Source organism: Neisseria sp. HMSC070A01, from assembly GCF_001810165.1.
Taxonomy (GTDB): Bacteria; Pseudomonadota; Gammaproteobacteria; order Burkholderiales; family Neisseriaceae; genus Neisseria.
Map to the genome: position 1 here is coordinate 188,447 of NZ_KV800123.1, position 22,151 is coordinate 210,597.

Below are 22,151 nucleotides of genomic sequence, written 5' to 3' on the forward strand. Positions count from 1 at the left end.
CACACCAGCCATTCTTTCCTATTGAACTGACAGAAAGAATGGCTGCCTCAACCGATTTCTCAAAACGCTTCACGACAACAATTCAATCCCGCACACCTAATATTCATGACCATTCACATCACGCCGAACAATCCCCAATACCGCATTGTCGAAATCTTTGAAAGCCTGCAAGGCGAAGGTTGGAACACAGGCATGCCCGCCGTTTTCATCCGCCTGGGCAAATGCAATCTTGCGTGCAGCTGGTGCGATACCGACTACCTCAAATTCGGCATGATGAGCCTGTCCGATATTTTGGGCCGTCTGAAAACCTACACGGCGCGCAATATCATTATTACCGGCGGCGAACCCACCATCCAACCGCATTTGGATACCCTGCTCAACGCACTCAAAGCCGAAGGCTATTTTCTGTGTATCGAAACCAACGGCCTCAACCCCGCTCCGCCGCAAATCGACTACGTTGCCACCAGTCCCAAAGCCTGTTACGCTGCCAAATATGAAAAAAGCTGCATCGAAAAAGCAGACGAAGTGCGCATTGTCGCCGACGGCGAAGTCATTGCGTTTTGTCAGGAAATGGAACGCAAAATCCGCGCCCGACATTACTATCTCTCGCCTTGCGAACAAGACGGTGCGATGAATATCTACGACACCATCCGCCAAATCGGCGTGTTAAACAGCCGAGCCGATGCCCCCGTCCATTGGCAACTGAGCGTACAGACGCATAAGTGGGCAGGAATAGAATAATTCGTTTGAAATCAATCAAAAATTAAACCTTTACAAAATATTGAATGTAAATACCATTCGATATTCGACCAAATGCACTACTGGCAAAGCGCTCAGGCCGTCTGAAACCCTATTTCAGACGGCCTTTTTTGTTATAAAACTCTTGACCGATTACATAAGATTACGTAAAGTGTGCAACAGTTTTCATAAATTGGTATAACCAATTTACCTGATAACTAACCGCATCTGAGGATGCAAATATCTATTCGAAAAACATTTATTGCTCAACACATCGTATCAAACCGCCATTACATTGACGGTTATGGTGCTTGTTGCCCCGAGGATATTCCTATGGCTCTCTTTCTCAGCATTTTCCCCATCATCCTGCTGATTTGGCTGATGGTTAAGAAAAACAGTATGCCGTCTTACATTGCGCTGCCGATTACCGCCGCGCTGATTTACGTCATCAAACTGTTTTATTTCGGCGACAACGCCATGTTGCTCAACGCAACGGCAGCGTCAGGCCTCGTCTCTACCCTGACCCCGATTACCGTGATTTTCGGTGCCATTATGTTCAACCGCATGATGGAAACCACCGGCTGTATCGACGTCATCCGCAAATGGCTGGCCACCATCAGCCCGAACCCGATTGCCCAATTGATGATCATCGGCTGGTCTTTCGCCTTTATGATTGAAGGCGCATCCGGTTTCGGTACGCCTGCCGCTATTGCCGCGCCAATCTTGATGAGCTTGGGCTTTAATCCGCTGAAAGTAGCCATCTTTACTTTGGTGATGAACTCTGTACCCGTTTCCTTCGGCGCGGTAGGCACACCGACTTGGTTCGGTTTCGCTCCGTTGAACCTGAGTGCCGAAAACATCCTTGCCATCGGCAGACAAACCGGCGTCATGCACTTCTTCGCAGGTTTCATCATCCCTGTCATCGGCTTGAGCTTCATCGTGCCTTGGGCTGAAATCCGCAAAAACTTGGGCTTCATCGGCATTGCCGTCTTCTCCTGTACCCTTCCTTATGTCGCATTGGCAATGGTCAATGAAGAGTTCCCATCTCTGGTTGCTGGCGCAATCGGCCTGATGGTTTCCGTATTCGCAGCAAACCGCGGCTGGGGCTTGAGCAAAGATTACGCCAAAGACCCGAATGCAGAAAAAGTACCTTTCACCCAAGTTGCCAAAGCACTGGCCCCTTTGGGTATGCTGATCGGCATGCTGGTGGTCACCCGTATCAAACAACTGGGCATTAAAGGCCTGTTGACCAGCAAAGAAGAATGGTTCAGCTTCCAACTGCCGTTTGATTTATCCAAAATCACCGTCAGCGACTCCCTGACCATCACCTTCGGCAACATCTTCGGTCAAGGCGTAAACGCTTCCTATCAAACCCTCTACGTTCCGGCTTGGATTCCGTTTGTCTTCACCGTTTGGATCTGCATCCTGCTGTACAAAACCAAATTCAAAGATGCATGGTCTTTCTACGCTGCAACGTTCAACCAAACCAAAAAACCGCTGCTTGCCCTGATGGGTGCGCTGATTATGGTTCAGCTGATGATGGTCGGCGGCGATGACTCCATGGTGAAAATCATCGGTAAAGAGTTTGCCGCGATGGCAGGCGAACACTGGGTGTACTTCTCCCCTTACCTTGGCGCAATCGGTGCATTCTTCTCAGGCTCCAACACTGTATCCAACCTGACCTTCGGTCCGATTCAACAACAAATCGCGCTTGATACCGGCCTGTCCGTTACCCTCATCCTCGCCCTGCAATCTGTCGGCGGCGCAATGGGCAACATGGTCTGCATCAACAACATCATCGCCGTGTGCAGCGTGTTGAACGTGAACAACGCCGAAGGCGCGATCATTAAGAAAACTGTCATCCCGATGAGCATCTATGGCGTCATCGCCGTGACTATCGCTTCAATTTTCTTCTTGTAAACCACTTCATATCAAAGGCCGTCTGAATATTCAGACGGCCTTTTTTGTATTCTTTCGCTATATTTCTTAAAGAATCATTAATGTATATATTCCGCAACAATCCGCATAGCCACTTTGCAACACCAAATTACAAACAACTTTCTATTAATAAACAATCAGGTAATCATAAGTAAACACTGTTTTGCAATTTACCTAATTGCCACTACCGACAAAACGCCTAAAATACGCTTCATCTGCAAACGGAAACCCTTTCTCACTTTGCAAGATGACACACAACCCTCATATGGAGCTTAGATCATGAAATTACTTTCTGTTATCACTGCAGCCGCATTGGCTACTGTTTCCTTCTCTGCTGCCGCTGCACCTGCCGGCTTCGTTTCTTACCGTTGTGACGGTGGCAAATCACTGAACGTGATGTACGGCTTTGACCGCAGCGGCCGCGCAGTTACTGCCGACGTAAACGCCGGTGGCAAAAAAGCCTCTTTGGTTGTCGACAAAAAACGTTCTGACAGCACTGGCACTACTTTCACCAACCGTCGCGGCTATGTAATGTCTGCCGGTTTCATCGACAAAAACACCCACACTACTTCTGAAGTAGTTGGCGTGAACGCCCCTAACGGCTCATTCCTGGTGAAAAACTGCGAACCACGTCCACGTTAATCCCAGCTTTCCTATTTAACCGAATCATCCCGGTTTAATCAAAAGGCCGTCTGAAAAACAATTTTCAGACGGCCTTTTGATTCAAGCCTATAAAAAAGAGCGTGTACCGTACACGCTCTTTTTGTTTGTTTTCCAAATCAAATACGCATCGGCATTACGATGTATTTGAAGTTCGGATTGTTCGGCATAGTAAACAGCGTTGAGCGGTTGGCATCGCCGAAGGCAAGCTGCATATCGTCGGAGTGGATATTACGCAACACATCCATCAGGTAGCCGATATTGAAACCGACTTCGAGTTCTCCGCCTTGGTAAGCGATTTCCAACTCTTCGCGCGCTTCTTCCTGCTCGTTGTTGCTACATACGACACTCAGCAAACCTGGCTGTAAGAACAGTCGCGCACCGCGGAATTTTTCATTGGCAAGAATGGCGGCACGTTCGAGCGCACCCAAAAGCTGAGTACGGGAAACGAGGAAAATCTTGTCGTTATCCAAAGGAATCACGCGGTTAAAGTCGGGGAACTTGCCGTCGATGACTTTGCTGACAATGGTTGTACCATTGCATTGGAAGCGTACTTGATTGTCCAAAAGCTCAACGGTGATGGATTCGGACGGATTGTTCAACAGCTTGAAGAGTTCCAATACCGTTTTACGCGGCAGGATGACTTCTGTTTTCGGCAGTTCCGCTTCAATTTGGCTGGCCGCATAAGCAAGGCGGTGGCCGTCGGTTGCAACAAGGCGCAGTTGGTTGCCTTCGACCTGCATCAGCAAGCCGTTGAGGTAATAGCGGATGTCTTGAACCGCCATGCTGTATTGCACTTGCGAAAGCATGGTTTTGAAGGTTTCTTGAGTCAGCGAGAAAGTTGCGCTGACATCGTTGCCGACACTCATCAAAGGAAAGTCTTCTGCCGGCAGGGTTTGCAGGGCAAAACGGGATTTGCCCGCACGCAGAGTCAAACGGTTGTCCGCCCAATCTAAGGACACCAGCGCACTGTCGGGCAGGGCGCGCAGGATGTCTTGGAATTTTTTAGCATTGGTCGTAATGCGGAAATCGCCTGCCTGACTTTCAGGGCCGGCGGTATTGATTTGGATTTCCAAGTCGGTTGCCAAAAGTTTGGTTTGTCCGTCTTTGCTTTCCAGCAACACATTGGACAGAATCGGCAGAGTATGACGACGCTCAACGATACCGGTAACGGCTTGCAACGGCTTGAGCAGACTGTCGCGGTCGGCTTGTAAAATCAGCATGTTCCATTCCTTTGAATTTGAAATCGGTTGATTTGGGTATTTTAAAATATTTTTTGTATTCAGACGGCCTCATATCGATATCAGGCCGTCTGAAATTGCATTGGGTCAGTTTTGAATCAAAATCAGCAGCTTTTCGTAGTCTTGCGCCAATTCAGGGTCTTCTTCGCGCAGTTTCGCCACTGCTTTCACGCCGTGCATCACAGTCGTGTGGTCGCGTCCACCAAAGGCATCACCGATAGACGGCAGGCTGAGCGTGGTCAGCTCTTTGGTCAGGCTCATGGCGACTTGGCGCGGTCGGGCGATGTTACGCGTACGCTTTTTTCCCAATATATCGCTGATTTTAATGCGATAATATTTGGCCGTCGCATCGATGATGATGTCGGCGGTAATGACTTTGTGTTTCTCGGCAATAATATCCTGCAAAGCCGTACGCGCCAAATCCATATCGATAACAGGACGGTTCATAAAACGGCTGCTGGCGCTGACACGGTTAAACGCGCCTTCCAGCTCACGCACATTGGAGCGGATCAAATTGGCAATAAATAAAGCGGCTTCGTCTTCGATACTGATACCGGCTGCTTCTGCCTTTTTCTGCAAAATCGCCACGCGCATTTCCAATTCAGGCGGTTCGAGTTCCAAAGTCAAACCCCATGAGAAACGGGACTTGAGACGGTCATCCATACCCTCGATTTTGGCAGGCAATACGTCGCACGTCAGGATCAGTTGTTTTTTCTCGTTGTGGAAATGGTTGTATAGATAGAAGAATTCTTCCATCGTACGGTCTTTACCTTTAATAAACTGAATATCGTCGATAATCAGCAGGTCATATTGCTTGTATTGTTGCTTGAACACATCATAAGTGTTGTTGCGCACAGCCTTCATAAAGCTGCGGATATAGTCGTCCGAGTGCATATAGCGCACTTTGGCATCAGGACGGTTTTTCAGCAATTCGTTGCCGATGGCCTGCACCAAGTGGGTTTTACCCAAACCCGTGCTGCCGTACAGAAAAAACGGGTTGTAGCCCTGCCCCGGATTCTCCGCAATCGCTTGGGCGGCGGCTGCGGCAAGGCGGTTGCCCTTACCTTCCACCAAGGTTTCAAATGTATAGTCGCGCGACAGATTAGTCTGTTCGTAGCGCGCTTCTTCCGCATCGTGTTGCGCGGCGGCTTTAGCTTTGGCAACTGCTTTAGACTCAGCCGGAGCGGCAGTTTGCACTTGAGGCTCATGCGGCAGGTTTTTCATGCGTTGCGCCAAAATCTCGGCAGCCGTCATGGCAACGGCAGGCTTGGAAACCGTTTCAGACGGCCCATCTTCTTCCACCGCCGCAGCAGTTTGCAAAGGCATTTGAACAGGCTCTACACACTCTTCAACTTCAATGACTTCTTGCACTTGCACCGGAGCAACAGCCTGAGCCGCCATTTCATAATGCGTACCTACGCCCGGCTTAAACGCAAACGCAGCCTGCTGAGGCACCAATTCGGCACGCACGGCGTCAATTTTGGCGGCAAACTGGCTTTTGAGCATATTGCAGGCAAATTGGTTTTTACCATACACCACCCATACGCCGTTTTCTTCGCCCACGGTCAAAGGCGCAATCCATTGCGCAAACTGCCCGGCAGGCAACATTTCGTGAAGGCGGCAAAGGCACAGCGGCCAAAATTCAGCTAACGTCATGAGATTAAGCTCGGAAAATGGAAGATTTGGGAAATACAAGAAGGCAGAGCAGACAGGCAATCCGATAAAAATCAAATTTTTACAATATTCCCGCTGCTTTCAGACGGCCTTGCGCACAGAGAAAAGCAAGGTTGGGCGATTATACCCATTCCGCTCTTTTTTATCCACAACCGCCGCAAAATTTTATCCACAAATTCTATCAACGCATCAAACCCGTTGTCACACTTTAGCCGACGAAAAGTTTTTATATTGATTGACAAAAGCAACAAATTGGAGTGTAATTCACGGTTTAATTATCTACCAATTTTTAGGAAACATCATGAAACGCACTTATCAACCTTCCGTTACCAAACGCAAACGCACCCACGGCTTCTTGGTTCGCTCCAAAACCCGCGGTGGTCGCGCAGTATTGGCTGCCCGTCGCGCCAAAGGCCGCAAACGCCTGGCTGTATAATTTTGAATTACGGCTTCTCGAAGCAGTATCGCTTATTAAAAACGGATGATTTTTCATCCGTTTTTGCGTTGAAAAACCGACGCAGCCGCGATTTGCTGCAAGTCTCCCAGTCCGCAGACAACGCGCTCGGCCATCCGCGACTTGGTTTGGTCGTCAGCAAAAAGACCGCCAAACGTGCCCATGACCGCAATTATATGAAGCGCGTCATCCGCGACTGGTTCAGGCTGAATCAACACCAGCTGCCGCCGCATGATTTTGTTGTGCGCGTGCGTCAGGCGTTTAATCGGGAAACCGCCCCAGAAGCCCGCAACCAACTTGCCCAGCTGATGAAAAAACGCCGATGAACACCCTGCTTTCCAAGCTCCTCCTTGCACTCATCCGCTTTTACCAATACTGCATCAGCCCCCTCATTCCGCCGCGCTGCCGCTATACCCCGACCTGTTCACAATACGCAGTCGAAGCCGTCAAAAAATACGGCGCATTCAAAGGCGGATGGCTAGCCATCAAACGCATCGCACGATGCCATCCTTTCGGCGGACACGGACACGACCCTGTTCCATAATGCTGCTGTCAACCATTTAAAGAACACGATTTCCTTTAATTTCCCGTCGGTTTCTATATAATGCCGTCTGAAGCAGTTTTCATCTCGATTACCTATCCGTCAATTCCAGGAATCTCTTATGGATTTTAAAAGACTAATGGCGTTTTTTGCCATTTCAGTAGCAATTTTTGCCGGCTGGGAACATTTCTTCCCCAGCCCCAAACCTAATCCGGCGCAACAAGCCGCGCAACAGCAAACGGCCGCCGCCCCAGCAAAAGCCGCTGCCGAAGCCGCGCTTGCCCCGGCCTCCCCCATTACCGTTACCACGGACACAGTTAAAGCCGTCATCGATGAAAAAAGCGGTGACCTGCGCCAGCTGACCCTCTTGCAATACAAAGCAACCGGCGACGAACACAAACCTTTCGTCCTGTTTAACGATGGCAAAGAATACACCTACGTTGCCCAATCCGAGCTTTTGGACGCACAAGGCAACAACGTTCTGAAAGGCATCAGCTTTAGCGCTCCGCAAAAACAATACAGTTTGGAAGGCGACAAAGTCGAAGTCCGCCTGAGCGCGCCTGAAACCAACGGCCTGAAAATCGACAAAGTTTATACTTTCACCAAAGGCAGCTACTTGGTTAACGTCCGTTTCGACATTACCAACAGCAAAGGCCAACCCGTCAACCTGAGCGCAGACTACCGCATCGTCCGCGACCACAGCGAACCCGAAGGCCAAGGCTACTTTACCCGCTCTTACGTCGGCCCGGTGGTTTACTCCCCTGAAGGCGGCTTCCAAAAAGTCAGCTTCTCTGATTTGGACGACGATGCCAAATCCGGCAAATCCGAAGCCGAATACATCCGCAAAACGCCGACCGGCTGGCTCGGCATGATTGAACACCATTTCATGTCCACTTGGATTTTGCAGCCTAAAGACGGCCAAAGCGTTTGCGCCGCAGGCGACTGCCGTATCGACATCAAACGCCGCAACGACAACCTGTACAGCGCAAGCGTCAGCGTGCCTTTAGCCGCCATCCAAGCCGGCGCGAAAGCCGAAACCGCCATCAACCTGTATGCCGGTCCGCAAACCACTTCCGTTATCGCCAACATTGCCGACAAACTGCAACTGGCCAAAGACTACGGCAAAGTACACTGGTTCGCCTCCCCGCTCTTCTGGCTCTTGAACCAACTGCACAACATCATCGGCAACTGGGGCTGGGCAATCATCGTTTTGACCATCATCGTCAAAGCCGTGCTGTACCCGTTGACCAACGCCTCTTACCGCTCTATGGCAAAAATGCGTGCCGCTGCGCCTAAATTGCAAGCCATCAAAGAAAAATACGGCGATGACCGCATGGCACAACAACAAGCCATGATGCAGCTTTACAAAGACGAGAAAATCAATCCGCTGGGCGGCTGTCTGCCTATGCTGTTGCAAATCCCCGTCTTCATTGGTCTGTACTGGGCATTGTTCGCCTCCGTAGAATTGCGCCAAGCGCCTTGGTTGGGCTGGATTACCGACTTGAGCCGTCCGGATCCTTTCTACATCCTGCCTTTGATTATGGCGGCAACCATGTTTGCACAAACTTATCTGAATCCGCCGTCAACCGACCCTATGCAGGCGAAAATGATGAAAGTCATGCCTTTGATTTTCTCCATCATGTTCTTCTTCTTCCCTGCCGGTTTGGTTCTGTACTGGGTAGTCAACAACCTCTTGACCATCGCCCAACAATGGCACATCAACCGCAGCATCGAAAAACAACGCGCCCAAGGCGAAGTCGTTTCTTGATAAAAGCTTAGGCAACACAAAGGCCGTCTGTTGTTCAGACGGCCTTTTTTATTTCCCCAAACAAATACAGTTTGAAATTGAACCCAATCCAGTTTTAAGCGGCATGCAACACAAAAATTGTCGGGCGTTTTTTCAAATTCGGCATTTCTTTTCTTTTTCTCCACTGCGCAATCGTCTGGCTGATGATTTCCTGTGTCGGCAAGGTTAAGTCCGTGGCCACGCATAATCGCGTTTCAGGATGCAGGTTTTCCACCGCATCAGCCAACAACGCATCGTTGCGATACGGCGTTTCGATAAACAGCTGCGTTTCATTCTGCTGGCGCGAACGTTGTTCCAAAGCCTTCAAACGCTGAATCCGCTCATTTTTTTCAGACGGCAAATAACCCTTAAACGCAAAGTTCTGACCATTCGCACCCGAAGCCATCAGCGCCAGCAACAAACTGGACGGCCCGACCAAAGGTCGTACTTCAAAACCGTGTTTATGCGCCAACGCCACCAAATTCGCGCCCGGGTCGGCAACAGCCGGGCAACCTGCCTCGCTGACAATACCCATACTGCGCCCTTCTTGCAAAGGTTTCAGCAATTCCGGCAAAGTCTTCAAATCCGTGTGTTCATTCAGCGTTTGCAGATTCAGCTCGCGGATAGGCGTAGTTACGCCCAAGTATTTCAAATGCGCGCGCGCTGTTTTCTCCGCTTCCACGACAAAATCCGTCAGCCCGACAATCGCCTGTTGCTCATGCGGCAACAGGCTTGGCGTATCAGGCGCACCCAAAGGGGTAGGAATCAAATACAAAATCGGTTTCATTCTTGCAGCTCCAAAAAATCTCAGGCCGTCTGAACACATTCAGACGGCTTCAAACTATAAAACTTCCACACCTTCGTTTTTCAAAAAATCAATCAGACGGAAAATCGGAAGACCGATCAAAGCATTCGGGTCCGTACTTTCAATACGCTCCAACAAAGCAGCGCCCAAACCCTCGCTCTTCGCCGCACCTGCACAATAAACCGCATCCGGCTCGCGTTCCAAATATCGGCTGATTTGTTCCTGCGACAACTGGCGCATGGTAACCACCGTATGATCGACATGATGCTGAACCTTGCCCGTGGCAGTATTCAAAAGCACGATTGCACTGTAAAATTCAATCCGTTTTCCGCTCAAGTCCGCCAGCATCTGTTGTGCATTTGCGACGTTCATCGGTTTGCCCAACTGCCGTCCTTCGCACCATGCGACTTGGTCTGCGCCGATAATCAGCGCGGCAGGGAAAGCTGCCGCCAATGAACGGGCTTTGCCTTTAGCCAAACGCAGCGCCGTCTCGCCCGCATGCTCGCCCGCAATAGGCGTTTCGTCAAAATCAGGCGATGCCGTCTGAAAATCGATACCCAAACGGCGAAGCTGTCCGCAGCGGAAAACCGAACTCGACCCTAAAACCAAAGGCAGTTTTACTTCCATATTTTTACTTAAAAACATTGACGTTAGACCGCCGAAATTATATCATACTCCGTTTATGTCATACCCTAATTTGATTGACCCAGAAGTTTTCGCCGCCGAAGGGCAGAATCTGCAAGGCAGCTTCCTGCTCGAAGAATTGGATGAACGAGTCAGTTCGCACGATTATCCGGCCGACAAACAGACGCGCGTGTCGTTTACGCTGCAAGGTGGCCGCGACCGGCTGCAACGTCTGTTTCTCGATTTGAACGTCAAAGCCGACATGCCCCTGATTTGCCAGCGTTGCATTACGCCCATGCCGTTTCTACTCGATGAAACCAGCCGTATCGTCTTGTTTGCCGATGAAGAGAGTTTGGACGAAGCCATGCTTGCCGATGAAGAATTGGAAGGTATGCTGCTCGAAAAAGAGCTAGACGTACGAACTCTGGTCGAAGACCAAATCCTGATGTCGCTCCCTTTCTCCCCTCGACACAAAGACTGCGGCAACAATGGGACACTGGAAGAAGTCAATCGGGACAAACCAAACCCCTTCGCTGTTTTAGCAGGTTTGAAAAGCAGTTAATTAGGACACAGTTTATTTATTTAGGAGCTTGAAATGGCCGTTCAACAAAACAAAAAATCCCCTTCTAAACGCGGTATGCACCGTTCACACGACGCTCTGACTGCGCCTTCTCTGTCTGTCGACAGCGCAACCGGCGAAGTGCATCGTCCACACCACATTTCTCCAAACGGTATGTACCGTGGCCGTAAAGTGGTAAAAGCTAAAGGCGAATAATCCGTTCGTCTGACTGAAAAAGCCAGAATATTGCCATGCAATGACTGGCTTTTTTGCATTGCACCCTGTATTTTCCTCTTCGGAAGCACACCATGAAACGTAAAATCTGGTACACCTACGACGACATCCACCGCGTAATCAAAGGATTGGCGGAAAAAATCCAAAACTCCGGCACCAAATACGATGCCATGATTGCCATTGGCGGCGGCGGTTTTATCCCTGCCCGCATGTTGCGCTGCTTCTTGGAAATCCCGATTTACGCCGTGACCACAGCCTACTACGACAACGATCACGAAGGTCAAGTGACCGAAGAAGTGAAAAAAGTCCAATGGCTCGATCCCGTTCCCGATGTACTGAAAGGCAAAAACGTACTGGTTGTTGACGAAGTGGACGACAGCCGCGTTACCATGGAATTCTGCCTGAACGAATTGTTGAAAGAAGATTTCGGCACCATCGGCGTGGCAGTATTGCATGAAAAAATCAAAGCCAAAGTCGGCAAGATTCCCGAAGGCATCCCTTATTTCAGCGGCATTACCGTGGAAGACTGGTGGATTAACTATCCTTGGGACGCGCTGGACATCGACGAACACAATAAATTGGCCGCGCAAAACCGATAAATCCGGCATAACCGTCGCAACAAGCCTTTCCATCTGATTTTCAATCTATCTCTGAAAATCAGATGAGTGTGCTTGTCCGATGGTCCGAGGCCATCTGAAACACACAAACCGGAGAACAACATGATTACACTGGCCGTAGATGCCATGGGCGGAGATGCAGGCCTTGCGATTACCGTCCCCGGTGCAGTGGATTTCCTAAAACAACAATCCGACGTACACCTGATTATGGTCGGCGATGAAGCAGCAGTCCGCCAAGCATTAAGCTCGGCAGGCGCGCCCATGGACCGCATTACCGTCTGCCATGCAGCACAAGTTGTTGAAATGGATGAAGCGCCGCAATCCGCGCTGAAAAACAAAAAAGAATCATCCATGCGCATCGCCATCAACCAAGTTAAAGAAGGCAACGCGCAAGCCGCCGTATCGGCAGGCAATACCGGCGCATTGATGGCGACCGCCCGATTCGTCCTCAAAACCATTCCCGGCATTGAGCGCCCCGCCATCGCCAAATTTCTGCCTTCCGACAGCGAACACGTTACCTTAGCTTTGGATTTGGGTGCAAATGTCGATTGCACGCCCGAGCAACTGGTTCAATTTGCCATCATCGGCAGCGAGCTGGTACACGCCCTGCACCCGGAAAAAGGCAGCCCGCGCGTCGCTCTTTTGAACGTCGGTACTGAAGATATCAAAGGTACGGATGCCGTCAAACAAACCTTTAAACTGTTGAGCAGCAGCAAACTCAACTTCATCGGCAATATCGAAAGCAACAGCGTTTTGTATGGCGAAGCCGATGTCGTTGTCGCAGACGGATTTGTCGGCAACGTTATGCTCAAAACCATTGAAGGCGCGGTTAAATTCATGAGCGGTGCCATCCGCCGTGAATTCCAAAGCACCCTGTTCAACAAACTTGCCGCCATTGCCGCCCTGCCCGCGCTCAAAGGCTTGAAAGGCAAACTTGATCCGCGTAAATTTAACGGCGCCATCCTGCTTGGTTTACGCGGTATCGTGATTAAGAGCCACGGCGGAACCGACGAAGTCGGCTTCCGTTATGCTTTGGAGGAAGCCTACCACGAAGCCAAATCCGCCGGCCTCGCCCAAATCGAACAAGGCGTAGCCACCCAGTTGGCCGCTTTAGAAGCCGCCAAAGCAGAAGCAGAGCAGGAAGAAACCGCCGCTCCGGCCACGGAAGCTTAAGGCTGATATACACAGGCCGTCTGAAACTTCAAAACGTTCAGACGGCCTGTTTTTATCTTTGAAACACCAACTTCATGCTTCATATTGGGAATTTCCCCATTTTCGCTTACAATATCCGACTATCCGAATTAACTCTCTAAAAAGGCCGTTCTCATGCAATATGCCAAAATTTCCGGCACAGGCAGCTATCTTCCTGCCAACCGCGTCAGCAATGACGACCTTGCCAAAAAAGTGGACACTTCCGACGAATGGATTACCACGCGTACAGGCATCAAATTCCGCCATATTGCAGACGAGGGCGAAAAAACCAGCGACTTGGCCGCCGAATCAGCACGTCGCGCCTTGGCAGATGCCCATTTACAGGCTGACGACATCGACCTGATTATCGTTGCCACAGCCACTCCCGATATGCAGTTCCCCTCTACTGCGACCATCGTTCAGCAAAAATTAGGCATAACCAACGGCTGCCCCGCCTTTGACGTCCAAGCCGTGTGCGCCGGTTTTATGTATGCCATGACCACTGCCAATGCATACATCAAAAGCGGCATGGCGAAAAACGCTTTGGTTATCGGCGCGGAAACCTTCAGCCGCATCGTCGATTGGAACGACCGCACCACCTGCGTCCTCTTTGGTGACGGCGCAGGCGCGGTTGTCTTAAGCGCATCTGACGAACCGGGCATCATCCACAGCAAACTCAAAGCCGACGGCAACTACCTCAACCTTTTAAACGTCCCCGGACAAATCGCCAACGGCCAGGTTTGCGGCTCGCCCTACATCAGCATGGACGGCCCCGGCGTATTCAAATTTGCCGTCAAAATGCTGGCAAAAATTGCAGATGACGTTATCGAAGAAGCCGGATACACCGCCGATCAAATCGATTGGATTGTGCCGCACCAAGCCAACAAGCGCATTATCGACTCTACCGCCAAACACTTGGGCTTGAGCATGGACAAAGTAATCTTGACCGTCCAAGACCACGGCAACACTTCCGCAGCCTCCATTCCGTTGGCACTGGATGTCGGCATTAAAAACGGCCAAATCAAACGCGGACAAAACCTCTTGCTCGAAGGCATCGGCGGCGGTTTTGCCTGGGGTGCGGTTTTGGTGAAATACTAATGGTTGGACCGTCTGAACACCTCTTTCAGACGGCCTATTCTGCTCAAACCCATGAAATCCCTAACGTTTGCACTCTGCATCAGCAGCCTGTTTTTAAGCATAACGGCTGTAATATTGCCCAAACTGGCAATCGCCTATCTCGCACTGAGTGCATACGTTTTCCTGCTTTACTACCAAGACAAACAGCGCGCACGCAAGCACGACAGGCGCATACCCGAAGCAAAATTGCACCTGCTCAACCTGCTTGGCGGCTGGCCGGGCGGTTATTGCGGCAGCCTCATATTCCGGCATAAAACCAGCAAACCCGAATTTGTCCGCACCTTCCGGCTGAGTGCCGCAACCAATATTGTCGCCACCCTCCTTCTGCTGGCAGACACCCTCAAACATTCAAACCAATAAGGAATTACCATGTCTTTCGCATTCTTCTTCCCCGGACAAGGCTCACAAAGCCTAGGCATGATGAACGGTTTTGCCGAGCAAACCATCGTTAAAGCCACATTTGAAGAAGCTTCCGCCGTATTGGGTCAAGACCTGTGGGCAATGATTAACGGCGAAGATGCCGAATTAATCGGTCAAACCGTCAACACCCAGCCCATCATGCTGGCTGCCGGCATTGCCACCTACCGCGCCTACTTGGAAGCCGGCGGAAAAACCCCTTCCGTCGTTGCAGGCCACAGCCTCGGCGAATACACCGCCCTCGTCGCCGCCGGCGCATTGGATTTTGCAGACGCAGTCAAACTGGTCCGCCTGCGCGCCGAACTCATGCAATCTGCCGTACCGCAAGGCGTAGGTGCAATGGCCGCTATTTTGGGTTTGGAAGACGAACAAGTCAAAGCCATTTGTGCCGAAGCCGCACAAGGCGAAGTCGTTGAAGCCGTCAACTTCAACTCCCCAGGCCAAGTCGTGATTGCCGGCAATACCGCCGCAGTCGAACGCGCCATGGCCGCCGCCAAAGAAGCCGGAGCCAAACGCGCCCTACCGCTGCCCGTTTCCGTTCCCTCACATTGCAGCCTCATGAAGCCCGCAGCGGAAAAACTTGCCGAAGCATTGAAAGACATCACCATCAAACAACCGCAAATCCGCGTCATTCATAACGCCGATGTTGCCTCTTATGATGATGCCGACAAAATCAAAGATGCCCTAGTACGCCAACTGTACAGCCCGGTGCGCTGGACAGAAACCGTCAACGCGCTTGTTTCCGAAGGCATCACCGAATCCGCCGAATGCGGCCCCGGCAAAGTCCTCGCAGGCCTCGCCAAACGCATTAACAAAGAAGCCGTATGCAGCGCATTGACCAATGCCGACCAAGTGGCTGCATTTATCGAAGCCCACTAAAACGTTTTCAGACGGCTTTATCCTGTCAGGCAAGGCCGTCTGAAAAATCAGCTCCACTCCAATCCGAATACATTATGAAAAAAACCATTATTCTTGCCGTTCCCTACATGTACGGACTGGATCAATGTATCGAAAAAAATCTGCGTTTTCTTGGTTTTGAGGTCATCAACCTGTGCTATGACGACCGGGATTCCTATTACCCGAACTTGGGCAGCAGACTCAAAAACCTCTACCACAAACACATCACCAAAGACGGCAACTATAAAAAATACCTCAAATACAGCCGCCACCTCGACGACATTCAGCAAAAATTGGCCTCGCTAAACGGTAAAAAAGCCGACTATGCGCTCTGTATCCGCGCCAATATTTACCCCAAAGAAATCATCGCCACCATCCGCGAATACAGCAATGTTTGCGTGAATTATCAATGGGATGGCGTAGGTCGTTTCCCAGATATTATTGAATATTTGGATTATTTTGACCAATGTTGGGTTTTCGATCCCGACGATATTCAAAAATATCCACAATGCCGTTTCAAAGCCACCACCAATTTTTACTTTGACTTTCCTGTGGCGGAATATGCGCCTACCAACAAACTCTACTTTTTGGGTGGCTATGAACTCCGACGCGAAGAGCAAACCAAACGCTTTATCCAAGAAACCGAACGCCTCAACCTACCCTTGGATTTCCATATCTACTGCAAAGATGACAGGGCCGAAAAAGCCTTCGGACACAACGGCATCCGCTATCTCAACCGCAGCAGCATCCTCAGCTTTGAAGAAAACCTCAGCCAAGTGCAAAGTTGCGGCGCAGTCGTCGATTTTGCACAATTCGAACATTACGGCTTATCATTCCGTATCTTTGATGCGTTGCGTTTCGATAAAAAACTGATTACCACCAACAAACATATCTTGGAGACCGACCTATACCACCCAGACCGCGTGTTCTTATGGGACGGCGGTAGTTTAGACGCATTGCCTGAATTTTTGGCACGCCCGTATCAGCAACCTGCCCCTGAAATCAAAGCCTATTATTCATTTACACAATGGCTGAACCGCCTACTCGGCATTGATTAACCCTATGCCGATAGCAAATATCCCTATCTGACAAAATATTATATTGAATACATTATGAGTAAGAAAAAAGTCATTCTCGCCATGCCGGAACTCTTCAAAATCCACGAACTCATTATTGAGAACTTAGAGAAATGCGGATTTGAAGTGCTGTCTCTGACCTATGAAGAAAAAGAGTTCAAATACAAAAATGTATTTCAACGGCTGAAAAAAATCTGGTATCGAAATATTCTTGGACAAAAAGACTTCAAAAAACGGACCATGTTCCACGCCGTAGAAGAACGCCTCAATACCCTGTTAAGCGAACATCCCGAACAAGCGGATTATTGCTTCATGATTTGGCTGGGCGCCTATCCAAAAGACTTTATCGCCAAGCTCAGAGCGCATTCCAAATTAATGGTGTACTACAACTGGGAAGCCCTGACCTTCTTAAAAGAAGACTTCGACAACATCGAATTTTTCGACAAATTTTACTTTTTCGATCCGTTTGACCAGGGCAAACATCCCGAATACACCGAAAAACTCTTTCCAACCACCAGCTTCTACTTTGACTGCTTCAGGCCGTCTGAAAACCCGCAAAACAAAATCTTGTTTATCGGCTCGTACGCTGCCGACCGCAACAACGACATCCGCGCATTTTGCGAAGCTGCACGTTCAATCGGTTTAGAAATAGATTTCCGCTTGGCCAGCAAGAAAATCGAAGAAGAAAAAGCGGCTTTGGGCATTCCAGAAGTCGAGTTTTTCTCCTTTGAAAACGCCCTCTCCTATCGTCAAAACTTAGAAGAAGCGGCCCAATCCTCCGTATTGGTGGATTTCCTCAACCGCAAGCACTACGGCCTCTCTTTGCGGATTTTCGAAGCGATTGGTTTGGACAAAAAACTGATTACAACCAATCCGACCATCGTACATTACGATTTTTATCACCCGAACAATATGTTCTACTGGGACGGAAGCAACCTTAAAGAACTCAAAGCCTTCCTGACCTTGCCGTATGTACCGCTTGCCCCAGGCTTGAAGCACAAATACAGCTTCAGCAACTGGATCAGCTGCGCCTTTAACATCGAACCCAACATCCCCATTACCCTGCCCCAAGCGGACCCGTCCATTTTGGAGAAACAGCATGTTTGAAAAAGAAAAACTACTAACTGCCGTCCTGCCAGTCAGACAAAGGCCGCCTGAAAAAAACACACGGCACATCGTCTATGCAGCCGATCAAAATTACATCCGACATATCGGCACATCTATGCTTTCCGTATTGGAAAACAACCACTTCCCCATCCACTTCCACCTACTGGTCAGCGGATCGGAAAGCTACGACTTCAGCATTTTCAACCATCTCGAAACCATCAACCCCAACTATGCAGTAACGGTTTACCATCTCAACACCGAATACTTTACCACCCTGCAAACCAACGGCTATTTCACCATAGCCATGTACTACCGCATGTGCATACCTGCCATACTTGGCGGCATCAGCGATACTGCTCTTTATCTCGACACCGACGTATTATGCTTGGGTGACATCTCCGAACTCTTTACCATAGACCTTACAGGCCAACTCGTCGCGGCAGCTCCCGATACCATGTTCCGCGCTTATATCTGCAAGCTAAATCCTGTCGGCTTCAACGACACCGCCCCCTACTTCAATTCCGGCGTATTACTGTTCAACATCCAAAACTGGAACGATTCACAAACAGACAATATATTACAAAACAAAATAGAAGCCGTGGAAAATGCCAACATCCGCCTATCATGCCCCGACCAAGACATCCTCAACCTTACTTGTATCAATAAAATCCGCTGGCTTCCCGATACATACAACTGGATACATTGGCAAAAAAAAGCCTATGAATTAAACAAAAACCCAAATGCAATCAAGCTCGTACACTTTACCGGCCACGTCAAACCATGGCACGTCTTAGGTTTCCATCCCGTTTACGACCGCTACTATCAAAAGTCGCCTTGGAACGAAGGATATATCCATCAACCGTTAAACACATGGCTGCCCTTCCCTAAGCCTTACCAAGCCTTCAAACAAGCCGCCAAAAGACTTTCAAAGCAAGGGGATAAAAAACAAGCCTGGGCATATTACAAAGAATACCTGCTCAGAAAAATCAATCCGAACAGATTCAAAGCACCAGATTTTTAACTGTCAAATAGAAAGTTCAGACGGCCTACTTAAGAAAATTAGATTAAAAAACCTATTCGTGGTATAAGGCCGTCTGAAACCATTTTTCCAATCGCAATTAAGGAATAAAACATGAGTACACAAGATTTGAGCGGCAAAATTGCTTTAGTAACCGGCGCATCGCGCGGTATTGGTGCGGCGATTGCCGATACTTTGGCTGCGGCCGGTGCAAAAGTTATCGGCACGGCCACCAGCGAAAGCGGCACGGCTGCAATTAGCGAGCGCTTGGCGCAATGGGGCGGCGAAGGCCGTGCATTGAATTCTGCCGAACCTGAAACCATTGAAAACCTGATTGTCGACATCGAGAAAGAATTCGGCAAACTGGATATTTTGGTCAATAACGCCGGCATTACCCGCGACAACCTCCTGATACGCATGAAAGAGGAAGAATGGGACGACATCATGCAGGTCAACCTCAAATCCGTCTTCCGCGCTTCTAAAGCCGTATTGCGCGGCATGATGAAACAGCGTGCAGGCCGCATTATCAACATCACATCCGTTGTCGGCGTGATGGGCAATGCCGGTCAAACCAACTATGCAGCCGCAAAAGCAGGCTTGATCGGTTTCTCCAAATCTATGGCGCGCGAAGTTGGCAGCCGCGGCATTACCGTCAACTGCGTCGCCCCCGGCTTTATCGACACCGATATGACCCGCGCGCTGCCTGAAGAAACCCGCAAAACCTTTGAAGCGCAAACTTCTTTGGGCAAATTCGGCGAAGCGCAAGATATTGCCGATGCAGTCTTGTTCTTGGCTTCCGATCAGGCAAAATACATTACCGGTCAGACACTTCATGTCAACGGCGGCATGTTGATGCCTTAAACCGTTTGTTTATTTAAAGGCCATCTGAATATTTCAGACGGCCCTTTTTGTCAATCAAAACACTATTTTACATTCTATCTTGATATAATCTTAATAATCCGTTAGATAACGCTCGAAACAGTAAATCTAAATAGTATGATACGGGAAATCAAATCGCAGGAATAAATTGCGTTCTGTGCGTTTTTATTTGGGTTTGCTGTCGGTTTTCGACGTGTTTCAGACGGCCTCTATATAACAATATTTACTTTTAATGAAAGGCCGCCCACTCTATGCACGAATTTTCCCTTGCTCACATTGTCATTGTTCTGTTGGTTGCCGTCATTACGGTTATCTGCTGTCGCAAATTCAACATTCCTTCCATGCTCGGTTATCTTTTGGTCGGTTTTATTGCCGGTCCGGGTATGTTCAGACTGATTCCGCAAAGCCACGCTACCGACTATTTGGGCGAAATCGGCATTGTGTTTCTGATGTTCAGCATCGGCCTCGAATTTTCCCTGCCTAAACTCAAGGCTATGCGCCGCCTCGTATTCGGTTTGGGCGGTTTGCAAGTCATCGTTACCATGCTCTCGATTATGGGCATTTTGATGGCGATGGGCACGCCGTTTAACTGGGCGTTTGCCACTGCGGGCGCACTGACCATGTCGTCCACCGCCATTGTCAGCCGCATTCTGTCGGAGAAAACCGAGCTGGGTCAGCCGCATGGTCAAATGGCCATGGGTGTTTTGCTGATGCAGGATATTGCCGTTGTACCGCTGATGATTCTGATTCCGGCGCTTGCCGGCGGCAGCGAAGGCAACTTGTGGGTAGAACTGGGCCTGGCCGGTTTAAAAATGTTGCTGACCTTGGGCATTTTGTTTGTTGTTGGCAGCCGTGTGATGTCGCGCTGGTTCAGACTGGTTGCTAAACGCAAATCGTCCGAACTCTTCATGATCAACGTTTTGCTGGTTACTTTGGGCGTAGCCTATCTGACAGAACTTGAAGGCCTGTCTATGGCATTGGGCGCATTCGTCGCCGGTATGCTGCTTTCCGAAACCGAATACCGTATTCAGGTGGAAGACGACATCCGCCCATTCCGCGACATCCTGCTGGGCTTTTTCTTCATCACCGTCGGTATGAAGCTGGATATTCAGGCGCTGATCGGCAATTGGCAGCAAATCCTGATTTTGTTGGTCATCCTGTTGGTCTTGAAAGCACTGGTCGTTTTCGTCATCGCTTTGCGCATGAAAAACCCTGTGGGCGACAGCCTCAAGAGTGCGCTTTATTTAGCGCAAGGCGGTGAGTTCGGCTTTGTGATGCTGGCCATTTCCAGCAAAATCAATATGGTTTCGCCCGAATTGGAACAAGCGGCCACCGCAGCCGTATTGCTCTCCATGATTGCCGCTCCATTCATTTTGGGCAGCAGCGATGCCATCATCGGCCGATTCGTCAAATCCGACTGGGACATGAAAGCCTTGGACTTGCACTCCATGCTGGTGGAAACCATGAGCAAATCCGAACACGTCCTGATTATCGGTTTCGGACGCGGCGGTCAATCGGTTGCCCGTGTATTGGCGCAAGAAGGCATCCCCTACTTCGCCCTCGACTTAGACATTGCCCGCGTACAAGTGGCACGCAACGCAGGCGAACCGGTTTCCTTTGGCGATGCCAAACGCCGTGAAGTTTTGGAAGCCGCCGGATTGGGACGCGCCAAGATGGTGGTCATTACGCTGAACAATATGCACGAGACCCAACATGTTCTCGGCAACATCATGTCCATGCATCCGAGTATGCCGGTTTATGTTCGCGCCACCAATGACGATTACGTCAAAACCTTCACCGAAATGGGCGCGGAAGAAGCCGTTTCCGACACCAAAGAAACCAGCCTGGTGCTGGCAAGCTATGCCATGTTGGGCCACGGCCTCTCCTACAACCACGTTTATCAAACCATAACCCATATCCGTCACAGCCGCTATGCATCGTTGCAAGACTTGTTTATCGGCAGCGACGATGACAGCTTCTCAGACGAAGACAGCAAAGCCATCTCCCGTCACGCCTTCCCGTTGCACGGCGAGGCACATGCCATCGGCAAAACCATCCGCGAATTGCCCTTGTCCGCCCATCATCTGAAGCTATTGTTTATCCGCCGCAAGACCGGAAAAATCCAAGACCTTGATCCTGATTTTGTTTTGGAAAACGGTGATATTTTGGTTGTCGCAGGCAAGCAGGAAGAAATTATTTCCTTTGAAAACTGGTGCTTGCAGGGAGATATCTAATTATCGGCAAATAAATCTTGCGCGCATCAGGATTTTTTGGTTTAATAGCGTCTTCGCAATTTTGCGCATGGGTGATTAGCTCAGTTGGTAGAGCGTCTGCCTTACAAGCAGAATGTCGGCGGTTCGACTCCGTCATCACCCACCAAGTTTCCTTTTCATTGTCTTTGACAGTGGATGCGCGGTGGTAGCTCAGTTGGTTAGAGTACCGGCCTGTCACGCCGGGGGTCGCGGGTTCGAGCCCCGTCCGCCGCGCCATTATTTAAAAATACTGATTTCTCAGTATCTCCCTTTTTCGGGTGATTAGCTCAGTTGGTAGAGCGTCTG

23 protein-coding genes and 2 tRNA genes are annotated in these 22,151 nt (G+C 49.8%); 21 read left to right on the forward strand and 4 right to left on the reverse strand.

What is annotated here, in order from left to right; translation table 11 throughout:
* Window positions 1-105: 105 nt before the first annotated feature.
* The 3 genes from HMPREF2711_RS06400 (at window position 106) to HMPREF2711_RS06410 (ending at window position 3,318) form a co-directional block, all read left to right on the forward strand.
* Window positions 106-741, forward strand: coding sequence for a 7-carboxy-7-deazaguanine synthase QueE (locus HMPREF2711_RS06400; RefSeq protein WP_003748903.1), 636 nt, complete (start codon window positions 106-108; stop codon window positions 739-741).
* 330 nt (window positions 742-1,071) lie between these two features.
* A complete protein-coding gene (locus HMPREF2711_RS06405) occupies window positions 1,072-2,658 on the forward strand; it encodes an L-lactate permease (protein ID WP_003748905.1) in 1,587 nt (528 codons plus the stop codon).
* Between the two features lie 297 nt (window positions 2,659-2,955).
* Complete coding sequence (locus HMPREF2711_RS06410; protein ID WP_003748906.1) at window positions 2,956-3,318, forward strand: ACP-like domain-containing protein; 363 nt, start codon at window positions 2,956-2,958, stop codon at window positions 3,316-3,318.
* A 137-nt stretch (window positions 3,319-3,455) separates the two neighbouring features.
* Here the strand turns inward: HMPREF2711_RS06410 and dnaN are convergent, their stop codons facing one another.
* Window positions 3,456-4,559: a DNA polymerase III subunit beta gene (gene dnaN, locus HMPREF2711_RS06415; protein WP_003748908.1), complete on the reverse strand. Its 1,104-nt coding sequence runs from the start codon at window positions 4,557-4,559 to the stop codon at window positions 3,456-3,458.
* Between the two features lie 105 nt (window positions 4,560-4,664).
* Window positions 4,665-6,233: a chromosomal replication initiator protein DnaA gene (gene dnaA / locus HMPREF2711_RS06420; protein WP_070615848.1), complete on the reverse strand. Its 1,569-nt coding sequence runs from the start codon at window positions 6,231-6,233 to the stop codon at window positions 4,665-4,667.
* A 319-nt stretch (window positions 6,234-6,552) separates the two neighbouring features.
* Between dnaA and rpmH the strand changes: the two genes are divergently transcribed.
* From rpmH to yidC, 4 genes are all read left to right on the forward strand, one after another.
* Window positions 6,553-6,687, forward strand: a complete 135-nt coding sequence (gene rpmH, locus HMPREF2711_RS06425) for a 50S ribosomal protein L34 (RefSeq protein WP_002214728.1) — start codon at window positions 6,553-6,555, stop codon at window positions 6,685-6,687.
* 2 nt (window positions 6,688-6,689) lie between these two features.
* Window positions 6,690-7,031 (forward strand): ribonuclease P protein component, encoded by a 342-nt coding sequence (rnpA, locus tag HMPREF2711_RS06430; RefSeq protein ID WP_003748912.1) that lies wholly within the window; start codon window positions 6,690-6,692, stop codon window positions 7,029-7,031.
* Window positions 7,028-7,249 carry a membrane protein insertion efficiency factor YidD gene (gene yidD / locus HMPREF2711_RS06435; RefSeq protein ID WP_003682178.1) on the forward strand — a complete coding sequence of 74 codons (222 nt, stop codon included), beginning with the start codon at window positions 7,028-7,030 and terminating at the stop codon, window positions 7,247-7,249. Before rnpA ends, yidD begins: the two co-directional genes overlap by 4 nt.
* Before the next feature lie 118 nt (window positions 7,250-7,367).
* Window positions 7,368-9,014 carry a membrane protein insertase YidC gene (gene yidC / locus HMPREF2711_RS06440; protein WP_003748915.1) on the forward strand — a complete coding sequence of 549 codons (1,647 nt, stop codon included), beginning with the start codon at window positions 7,368-7,370 and terminating at the stop codon, window positions 9,012-9,014.
* A 94-nt stretch (window positions 9,015-9,108) separates the two neighbouring features.
* Here yidC and HMPREF2711_RS06445 read toward each other — a convergent pair whose 3' ends face one another.
* Window positions 9,109-9,819, reverse strand: a complete 711-nt coding sequence (locus HMPREF2711_RS06445) for an SAM-dependent methyltransferase (RefSeq protein ID WP_003748918.1) — start codon at window positions 9,817-9,819, stop codon at window positions 9,109-9,111.
* A gap of 54 nt (window positions 9,820-9,873) precedes the next feature.
* A complete protein-coding gene (locus HMPREF2711_RS06450) occupies window positions 9,874-10,464 on the reverse strand; it encodes a Maf family protein (protein ID WP_172884824.1) in 591 nt (196 codons plus the stop codon).
* A gap of 55 nt (window positions 10,465-10,519) precedes the next feature.
* On the opposite strand from HMPREF2711_RS06450, the gene HMPREF2711_RS06455 reads away from it, so the two are divergent.
* From HMPREF2711_RS06455 to HMPREF2711_RS06520, 14 genes are all read left to right on the forward strand, one after another.
* Window positions 10,520-11,023 carry a YceD family protein gene (locus HMPREF2711_RS06455; RefSeq protein WP_003748922.1) on the forward strand — a complete coding sequence of 168 codons (504 nt, stop codon included), beginning with the start codon at window positions 10,520-10,522 and terminating at the stop codon, window positions 11,021-11,023.
* A 33-nt stretch (window positions 11,024-11,056) separates the two neighbouring features.
* Window positions 11,057-11,236 (forward strand): 50S ribosomal protein L32, encoded by a 180-nt coding sequence (rpmF, locus tag HMPREF2711_RS06460; RefSeq protein ID WP_002240035.1) that lies wholly within the window; start codon window positions 11,057-11,059, stop codon window positions 11,234-11,236.
* A 92-nt stretch (window positions 11,237-11,328) separates the two neighbouring features.
* A complete protein-coding gene (locus HMPREF2711_RS06465) occupies window positions 11,329-11,853 on the forward strand; it encodes a phosphoribosyltransferase (protein WP_003748924.1) in 525 nt (174 codons plus the stop codon).
* Between the two features lie 120 nt (window positions 11,854-11,973).
* A complete protein-coding gene (gene plsX / locus HMPREF2711_RS06470) occupies window positions 11,974-13,044 on the forward strand; it encodes a phosphate acyltransferase PlsX (RefSeq protein WP_003748926.1) in 1,071 nt (356 codons plus the stop codon).
* Window positions 13,045-13,197: 153 nt separating this feature from the next.
* Window positions 13,198-14,160 (forward strand): beta-ketoacyl-ACP synthase III, encoded by a 963-nt coding sequence (locus tag HMPREF2711_RS06475; protein ID WP_003748928.1) that lies wholly within the window; start codon window positions 13,198-13,200, stop codon window positions 14,158-14,160.
* A 51-nt stretch (window positions 14,161-14,211) separates the two neighbouring features.
* Window positions 14,212-14,559, forward strand: a complete 348-nt coding sequence (locus tag HMPREF2711_RS06480) for a DUF1294 domain-containing protein (protein ID WP_036494016.1) — start codon at window positions 14,212-14,214, stop codon at window positions 14,557-14,559.
* Window positions 14,560-14,568: 9 nt separating this feature from the next.
* Window positions 14,569-15,495, forward strand: coding sequence for an ACP S-malonyltransferase (gene fabD, locus HMPREF2711_RS06485; RefSeq protein ID WP_003748931.1), 927 nt, complete (start codon window positions 14,569-14,571; stop codon window positions 15,493-15,495).
* Window positions 15,496-15,569: 74 nt separating this feature from the next.
* Window positions 15,570-16,571 (forward strand): WaaS/CpsH family glycosyltransferase, encoded by a 1,002-nt coding sequence (locus HMPREF2711_RS06490; protein ID WP_003748933.1) that lies wholly within the window; start codon window positions 15,570-15,572, stop codon window positions 16,569-16,571.
* A gap of 54 nt (window positions 16,572-16,625) precedes the next feature.
* Window positions 16,626-17,696 (forward strand): WaaS/CpsH family glycosyltransferase, encoded by a 1,071-nt coding sequence (locus tag HMPREF2711_RS06495; RefSeq protein WP_070615850.1) that lies wholly within the window; start codon window positions 16,626-16,628, stop codon window positions 17,694-17,696.
* Window positions 17,689-18,717 carry a glycosyltransferase family 8 protein gene (locus HMPREF2711_RS06500; RefSeq protein WP_003748940.1) on the forward strand — a complete coding sequence of 343 codons (1,029 nt, stop codon included), beginning with the start codon at window positions 17,689-17,691 and terminating at the stop codon, window positions 18,715-18,717. Before HMPREF2711_RS06495 ends, HMPREF2711_RS06500 begins: the two co-directional genes overlap by 8 nt.
* A gap of 111 nt (window positions 18,718-18,828) precedes the next feature.
* On the forward strand, window positions 18,829-19,575 hold the full coding sequence (gene fabG, locus HMPREF2711_RS06505; protein WP_070615852.1) for a 3-oxoacyl-ACP reductase FabG: 747 nt from the start codon (window positions 18,829-18,831) through the stop codon (window positions 19,573-19,575).
* 269 nt (window positions 19,576-19,844) lie between these two features.
* Window positions 19,845-21,827 (forward strand): monovalent cation:proton antiporter family protein, encoded by a 1,983-nt coding sequence (locus HMPREF2711_RS06510; RefSeq protein ID WP_003748943.1) that lies wholly within the window; start codon window positions 19,845-19,847, stop codon window positions 21,825-21,827.
* A 69-nt stretch (window positions 21,828-21,896) separates the two neighbouring features.
* Window positions 21,897-21,972, forward strand: a tRNA-Val gene (locus HMPREF2711_RS06515).
* A 33-nt stretch (window positions 21,973-22,005) separates the two neighbouring features.
* Window positions 22,006-22,082, forward strand: a tRNA-Asp gene (locus HMPREF2711_RS06520).
* Window positions 22,083-22,151: the final 69 nt, after the last annotated feature.

Bases quoted from the DNA above. Each gene is read 5' to 3' on its own strand.
- dnaA (WP_070615848.1), bottom strand. From the start codon at position 6,233: ATGACGTTAGCTGAATTTTGGCCGCTGTGCCTTTGCCGCCTTCACGAA.
- HMPREF2711_RS06500 (WP_003748940.1), top strand. From the start codon at position 17,689: ATGTTTGAAAAAGAAAAACTACTAACTGCCGTCCTGCCAGTCAGACAA.
- HMPREF2711_RS06480 (WP_036494016.1), top strand. From the start codon at position 14,212: ATGAAATCCCTAACGTTTGCACTCTGCATCAGCAGCCTGTTTTTAAGC.
- yidC (WP_003748915.1), top strand. From the start codon at position 7,368: ATGGATTTTAAAAGACTAATGGCGTTTTTTGCCATTTCAGTAGCAATT.
- HMPREF2711_RS06455 (WP_003748922.1), top strand. From the start codon at position 10,520: ATGTCATACCCTAATTTGATTGACCCAGAAGTTTTCGCCGCCGAAGGG.
- yidD (WP_003682178.1), top strand. From the start codon at position 7,028: ATGAACACCCTGCTTTCCAAGCTCCTCCTTGCACTCATCCGCTTTTAC.
- HMPREF2711_RS06445 (WP_003748918.1), bottom strand. From the start codon at position 9,819: ATGAAACCGATTTTGTATTTGATTCCTACCCCTTTGGGTGCGCCTGAT.
- HMPREF2711_RS06475 (WP_003748928.1), top strand. From the start codon at position 13,198: ATGCAATATGCCAAAATTTCCGGCACAGGCAGCTATCTTCCTGCCAAC.
- rpmF (WP_002240035.1), top strand. From the start codon at position 11,057: ATGGCCGTTCAACAAAACAAAAAATCCCCTTCTAAACGCGGTATGCAC.
- HMPREF2711_RS06495 (WP_070615850.1), top strand. From the start codon at position 16,626: ATGAGTAAGAAAAAAGTCATTCTCGCCATGCCGGAACTCTTCAAAATC.
- HMPREF2711_RS06400 (WP_003748903.1), top strand. From the start codon at position 106: ATGACCATTCACATCACGCCGAACAATCCCCAATACCGCATTGTCGAA.
- HMPREF2711_RS06410 (WP_003748906.1), top strand. From the start codon at position 2,956: ATGAAATTACTTTCTGTTATCACTGCAGCCGCATTGGCTACTGTTTCC.
- plsX (WP_003748926.1), top strand. From the start codon at position 11,974: ATGATTACACTGGCCGTAGATGCCATGGGCGGAGATGCAGGCCTTGCG.
- dnaN (WP_003748908.1), bottom strand. From the start codon at position 4,559: ATGCTGATTTTACAAGCCGACCGCGACAGTCTGCTCAAGCCGTTGCAA.
- fabG (WP_070615852.1), top strand. From the start codon at position 18,829: ATGAGTACACAAGATTTGAGCGGCAAAATTGCTTTAGTAACCGGCGCA.
- HMPREF2711_RS06465 (WP_003748924.1), top strand. From the start codon at position 11,329: ATGAAACGTAAAATCTGGTACACCTACGACGACATCCACCGCGTAATC.
- rpmH (WP_002214728.1), top strand. From the start codon at position 6,553: ATGAAACGCACTTATCAACCTTCCGTTACCAAACGCAAACGCACCCAC.
- HMPREF2711_RS06450 (WP_172884824.1), bottom strand. From the start codon at position 10,464: ATGGAAGTAAAACTGCCTTTGGTTTTAGGGTCGAGTTCGGTTTTCCGC.
- HMPREF2711_RS06510 (WP_003748943.1), top strand. From the start codon at position 19,845: ATGCACGAATTTTCCCTTGCTCACATTGTCATTGTTCTGTTGGTTGCC.
- fabD (WP_003748931.1), top strand. From the start codon at position 14,569: ATGTCTTTCGCATTCTTCTTCCCCGGACAAGGCTCACAAAGCCTAGGC.
- HMPREF2711_RS06405 (WP_003748905.1), top strand. From the start codon at position 1,072: ATGGCTCTCTTTCTCAGCATTTTCCCCATCATCCTGCTGATTTGGCTG.
- HMPREF2711_RS06490 (WP_003748933.1), top strand. From the start codon at position 15,570: ATGAAAAAAACCATTATTCTTGCCGTTCCCTACATGTACGGACTGGAT.